Annotated in this window: 5 protein-coding genes and 1 pseudogene; 2 read left to right on the forward strand and 4 right to left on the reverse strand. The window is 65.9% G+C overall.

The genetic code is table 11. From position 1 onward, the window contains the following. Positions 1-112 precede the first annotated feature (112 nt). Together soxA and soxX are read left to right on the forward strand one after the other, a co-directional pair. Positions 113-916 carry a sulfur oxidation c-type cytochrome SoxA gene (gene soxA / locus HA630_RS05835; protein ID WP_166833203.1) on the forward strand — a complete coding sequence of 268 codons (804 nt, stop codon included), beginning with the start codon at positions 113-115 and terminating at the stop codon, positions 914-916. A gap of 15 nt (positions 917-931) precedes the next feature. Then, a complete protein-coding gene (soxX, locus tag HA630_RS05840) occupies positions 932-1,582 on the forward strand; it encodes a sulfur oxidation c-type cytochrome SoxX (protein ID WP_166833205.1) in 651 nt (216 codons plus the stop codon). A 106-nt stretch (positions 1,583-1,688) separates the two neighbouring features. Here soxX and HA630_RS05845 read toward each other — a convergent pair whose 3' ends face one another. The 4 genes and pseudogenes from HA630_RS05845 to HA630_RS23450 form a co-directional block, all read right to left on the reverse strand. Further along, the gene (locus HA630_RS05845) at positions 1,689-2,408 is read right to left on the reverse strand and encodes an ABC transporter ATP-binding protein (RefSeq protein WP_166833207.1); all 720 of its coding nucleotides are present in this window, start codon (positions 2,406-2,408) and stop codon (positions 1,689-1,691) included. Further along, positions 2,405-3,157 carry an ABC transporter ATP-binding protein gene (locus tag HA630_RS05850; RefSeq protein WP_166833209.1) on the reverse strand — a complete coding sequence of 251 codons (753 nt, stop codon included), beginning with the start codon at positions 3,155-3,157 and terminating at the stop codon, positions 2,405-2,407. The genes HA630_RS05845 and HA630_RS05850 overlap by 4 nt, the downstream gene beginning before the upstream one ends. Further along, positions 3,150-4,205, reverse strand: a complete 1,056-nt coding sequence (locus HA630_RS05855) for a branched-chain amino acid ABC transporter permease (RefSeq protein ID WP_166833211.1) — start codon at positions 4,203-4,205, stop codon at positions 3,150-3,152. The genes HA630_RS05850 and HA630_RS05855 overlap by 8 nt, the downstream gene beginning before the upstream one ends. A gap of 26 nt (positions 4,206-4,231) precedes the next feature. After that, positions 4,232-4,327: pseudogene (locus HA630_RS23450) on the reverse strand (branched-chain amino acid ABC transporter permease); the annotation flags it as partial.

Consider the following 4,327-nt stretch of genomic DNA (forward strand, 5'->3'; position numbering starts at 1 on the left):
GACAACAAGAACGACACCCGCACCGACGAAGTCGCCGTGTCCTGACCGGACCGCTGCGACCCCTGGGGCCGCGCCACAGCGCGGCCCCCTTTGCAACGAGGAGAACAACACGATGAACAAAAACCTCTATGTCCTGGCCTTCGTGACGTCGTTGGGCGCGGTCACGGCTGCACAAGCGCAGGACGCCTCCGACGGCATCGCCAAATACCGCGAGATGCTGCAGGATGGCAACCCGGCCGAACTGTTCGAGGTCAAGGGTGAAGACCTCTGGAAAAAGGCCCGGGGCCCCAAGAATGCCTCGCTGGAACAGTGCGATCTGGGCAAGGGCCCGGGCGTGGTCAAGGGCGCTTTTGTGGAGTTGCCGCGCTTTTTCAAGGACACCGGCAAGGTGCAGGACCTGGAGAGCCGCCTGATGACCTGCATGGAAACCCTGCAGGGCATTGACGCCAAGAAAGAGGTGACCGCACGCGGTTTTGGCCGTGGCGAAACCGCCAACGTGGTGGCGCTGGCGACCTGGATTGCCGCCGAATCCAAGGGCCTGCGGTTCAACCTGCCACAAACCACCCAAGCCGAGCGCGACATGTACCAGGTGGGCAAGCGCCTGTTCTTCATGCGCGGCGGGCCGCACGACTTCTCCTGCGCCAGTTGCCACGGCGACGATGGCAAACGCATCCGCTTGCAGGAGCTGCCCAACCTGACCAAGAACCCGGGCGATGGCGTGGGCTTTGCCGCTTGGCCGGCCTACCGCGTGTCCAACGGGCAGATGTGGAGCATGCAGCACCGCCTGAACGACTGTTACCGCCAGCAGCGCTTCCCCGAGCCCACCTTCGCCAGCGATGTGACCATCGCCCTGGGGGTGTACATGGGGGTGAATGCCAAAGGGGCCGAGTCCATCGTCCCGGCCATCAAGCGCTGATCAGGAGAGTCCAAGATGCTGAAAAAAACCATTGTGGCGGCCGCGGTGCCGGCCGTGCTCTTGCTGAGTGCCTGCGGCACCGGCCCTTCGTCGGCCGATTACGACAAGATGACGGCGGACATCGTCAAGGCTTCGTTCGTGGAGCGGGGCATTGCCAAGCTGGACCGGCTGGAGCAGGACGCCGCCAACCGCGAATGCGCGGCGGCCGATGTGGCGGGCCAACCCGTTGCCGAGAAGGTGGGCAAGGCCATCGAAGAGGCTGAGATGAAGACCATTCAATGGCCTTCGGATGGCAAGTTCCTGGGCGACTGGAAGGAGGGCGAGAAGATTGCCCAGAGCGGGCGCGGCCTGACCTGGTCGGACAAGGCCACCGATGTGAACGGCGGCAACTGTTACAACTGCCACCAGATTTCCAAACAGGAAATCTCCTTCGGCACACTGGGCCCCAGTCTGTACAACTACGGCAAGCTGCGCGGTGTGAGCGACCCCAACAGCCCCGAGGCCAAGGCGATCGTCGAATACACCTGGGGCAAGTTGTGGAACGCGCGGGCCTACAACGCCTGTTCGCAAATGCCGCGGGTGGGCCACAAGGGCATTCTGACGCAACAGCAGATCCAGCACGTGATGGCGCTGTTGCTGGACCCGAAGTCGCCCGTGAACCAGTGAGGCACACGGCGGCCGGGGCCTGACGCCCCGGCCAGCAGTGCCGAAAGCCCGCCCCGGTCACCTCACGGTGCCGGGGCGGGCTTTTTGTGGGGCGCAACGGGCCGGATCAGACGCCCAGGTGCTGCTCCAGCACCTCGGGGCGCGACACCAGCTCGGGCGAGCTGCCCTCGAACACCACCTGGCCTTTGACCAGGATCACGTTGCGGTCGGTGATCTGGGTGACGTGCTTCCAGTTCTTGTCCACGATGATGCTGCTGATGCCGCTGTCGCGGATCAGCGCGCAAATGCGCCAGATTTCGCGCGCGATCAGCGGCGCCAGGCCTTCGGTGGCTTCGTCCAGGATGAGCACGTCCGGGTTGGTCATCAGCGCGCGGCCGATGGTGAGCATCTGCTGCTCGCCGCCGCTGAGCTGCTGACCGCCGTGGTTCAGGCGTTCGGCCAGGCGGGGGAAGGTTTCCAGCACCCGGTCGTAGTGCCAGTCGCGCTGGCCGCGCACGCCGGCGCGGGCCGACATCTGCAGGTTTTCCTTCACGCTCAGGTTGCCGAAGATGCCCCGGCCTTCGGGCACGTAGGCAATGCCCAGCCGCGCCACCTCGTAGGTGGCGGCCCCGGTTTTGTCCTGGCCCTTGATGTGGACCTGGCCGCCGCTGGGTTTGACCAGCCCCATGATGGACTTGAGCAGGGTGCTCTTGCCCATGCCGTTGCGCCCCATCAGGCCAATGGTTTCGCCGCGGGCCACGCCAAAGTCGATGCCGCGCAGGATGTGGCTGGCACCGTAGTGCGTGTGCAGGCCACGCGTTTCGATCAACATCTCTGGTGCGCTCATGCTTCTTCACCCAGGTAAGCGGCTTGCACGCCGGCGTCGGCGCGGATGTCGGCCGGTGTGCCGCTGGCGATCACCTGGCCGTTGACCATCACGGTCAGGCGGTCGGCCAGGGCGAACACCGCGTCCATGTCGTGTTCCACCAGCATCATGGCGTGGTCCTTCTTGATGGCCAGCAGCAGTTCCACCAGGCGCTCGGCCTCGGCATGGCCCATGCCGGCCAGGGGCTCGTCCAGCAGCAGCACCTGCGGCGCGGTGGCCAGGGTCATGGCGATTTCGAGCTGGCGCTGTTCGCCGTGGCTGATGGCGCCGGCCACGAAGCGGGTACGCGCGGTCAGCCTCGCCAGTTCGATGGCGCGTTCGGCCCGTTCGGTGATGTCGTGCAGGTGGTTGGCGCGCGACAGCCAGCGCGCCGCGTGCGGTGTGCGCGACTGCGCAGCCAGGCGCACGTTTTCCCACACGGTGAAGGGCTGGAAGATGTTGGTTTTCTGGTAGCTGCGGCCCAGGCCCCAGCGCGAAATCGCCTCGGGCGGCTGGCCGGTCACGTCGCGGCCGGCCAGGGTGATGCGACCCTCGGTGGGCGGCAGGTCGCCCGACAGCAGGTTGGTCAGCGTGGACTTGCCCGCGCCGTTGGGCCCGATGACCGCGTGCAGGTGGTTGCGCTGCAGCGTCAGCGACACGTTGTTGACGGCGGCCAGGCCACCAAAGCGTTTCGTCAGTTGCTGCGCTTGCAGCAGGATGTCTTCAGCCATGCTGTTCTCCGGCGTTGACGTCGTGGGCGGGCGCAGCCACCGGGCGGCGGCGGCCCAGACGCTCGGTCAGGCTTTGCCCCAGGCCCAGCAGGCCGCGCGGCGCAAAGATCACGACGAGGACGATGAAGCCGCCCATCAGCAGTTGCCAGTGCTTGGTCAGGTCTTTGAAGACGTGCATCAGGTACTCGAAGGCAAAGGCCCCGACGATGGCGCCGGCGAAGTTGCCCATGCCGCCCAGGATCACCATCATGATGGCGTGGGCGCTGAGGTGAAAGCCCATGAGTTCCGGGTTGACGAAGCCGGTTTGCGCGGCCCACAGGTAGCCCGCCACGCCGGCCAGGGTGCCGGCCAGGGTGAAGGCGCTGAGCTTGTACCAGAGCGTGCCGTAGCCCATGGCGCGCATGCGGTGCTCGTTGACCCGAATGCCGGACAGTGCCCGGCCAAAGGGCGAAAACAGCAGCCGGCGCAGGAAGGCGTACACCCCCAGCAGCAGCACCAGGGTGCAGTAGAAGAAGGTGACCTTGTTTTCCAGGTCCAGCAGCTCGGCGCCGCCGTTGAGGCCGCCCAGGGCGGTGCTGGGCTTGAAGTAGACGTAGATGCCGTCAGAGCCGCCGAGTGCCTTGTTGTCGAAGAACAGGAAGAACACCATTTGCGCGAACGCCATGGTGACCATGATGAAGTAGATGCCGTGGGTGCGCACGACAAAGAAGCCGATCAGCAGCGCGGCCAGACCGGCGCCGGCGGCGGCCAGCGGCAGGCTCCACCAGAGGCTGACGGCCCCGCTTTCGGGCGTGAGGAAGGCCAGCGCGTAGCCGGCCAGGCCGAAGTAGGCGGCGTGGCCCAGCGACACCAGTCCGGTCACGCCTTGCAGCAGGTCCAGGCTCATCGCGAAGATGGCCAGGATCATCATCTGCGTCAGCATCTGGAGGTAGTAGTCGGTGTTCTCCAGCCCCAGGAAGGGGAAGAGGGCGAGGGCGGCCACGCCCAGCCCGAGCGTGAGCTGCAGGCTGCGGGGCAGGTGTTCGAGGTGTGCGCTGGCGGCAGACATGGTGGGTGGGGGTCTTTCTCGTCAAATCACTGCTTGAACAGGCCTTCGGGCTTGTAGAGCAGCACGGCGGCCATCAGCATGTACACCAGCATGCCCGCCACCTGGGGCAGCAGCACCTTGCC

It is taken from the genome of Aquabacterium sp. A08 (genome assembly GCF_011742065.1).

What these genes read in the sequence shown, in the direction of transcription:
- soxA (WP_166833203.1), top strand. Translation starts at nt 113, where the DNA reads ATGAACAAAAACCTCTATGTCCTGGCCTTCGTGACGTCGTTGGGCGCG.
- soxX (WP_166833205.1), top strand. Translation starts at nt 932, where the DNA reads ATGCTGAAAAAAACCATTGTGGCGGCCGCGGTGCCGGCCGTGCTCTTG.
- HA630_RS05845 (WP_166833207.1), bottom strand. Translation starts at nt 2,408, where the DNA reads ATGAGCGCACCAGAGATGTTGATCGAAACGCGTGGCCTGCACACGCAC.
- HA630_RS05850 (WP_166833209.1), bottom strand. Translation starts at nt 3,157, where the DNA reads ATGGCTGAAGACATCCTGCTGCAAGCGCAGCAACTGACGAAACGCTTT.
- HA630_RS05855 (WP_166833211.1), bottom strand. Translation starts at nt 4,205, where the DNA reads ATGTCTGCCGCCAGCGCACACCTCGAACACCTGCCCCGCAGCCTGCAG.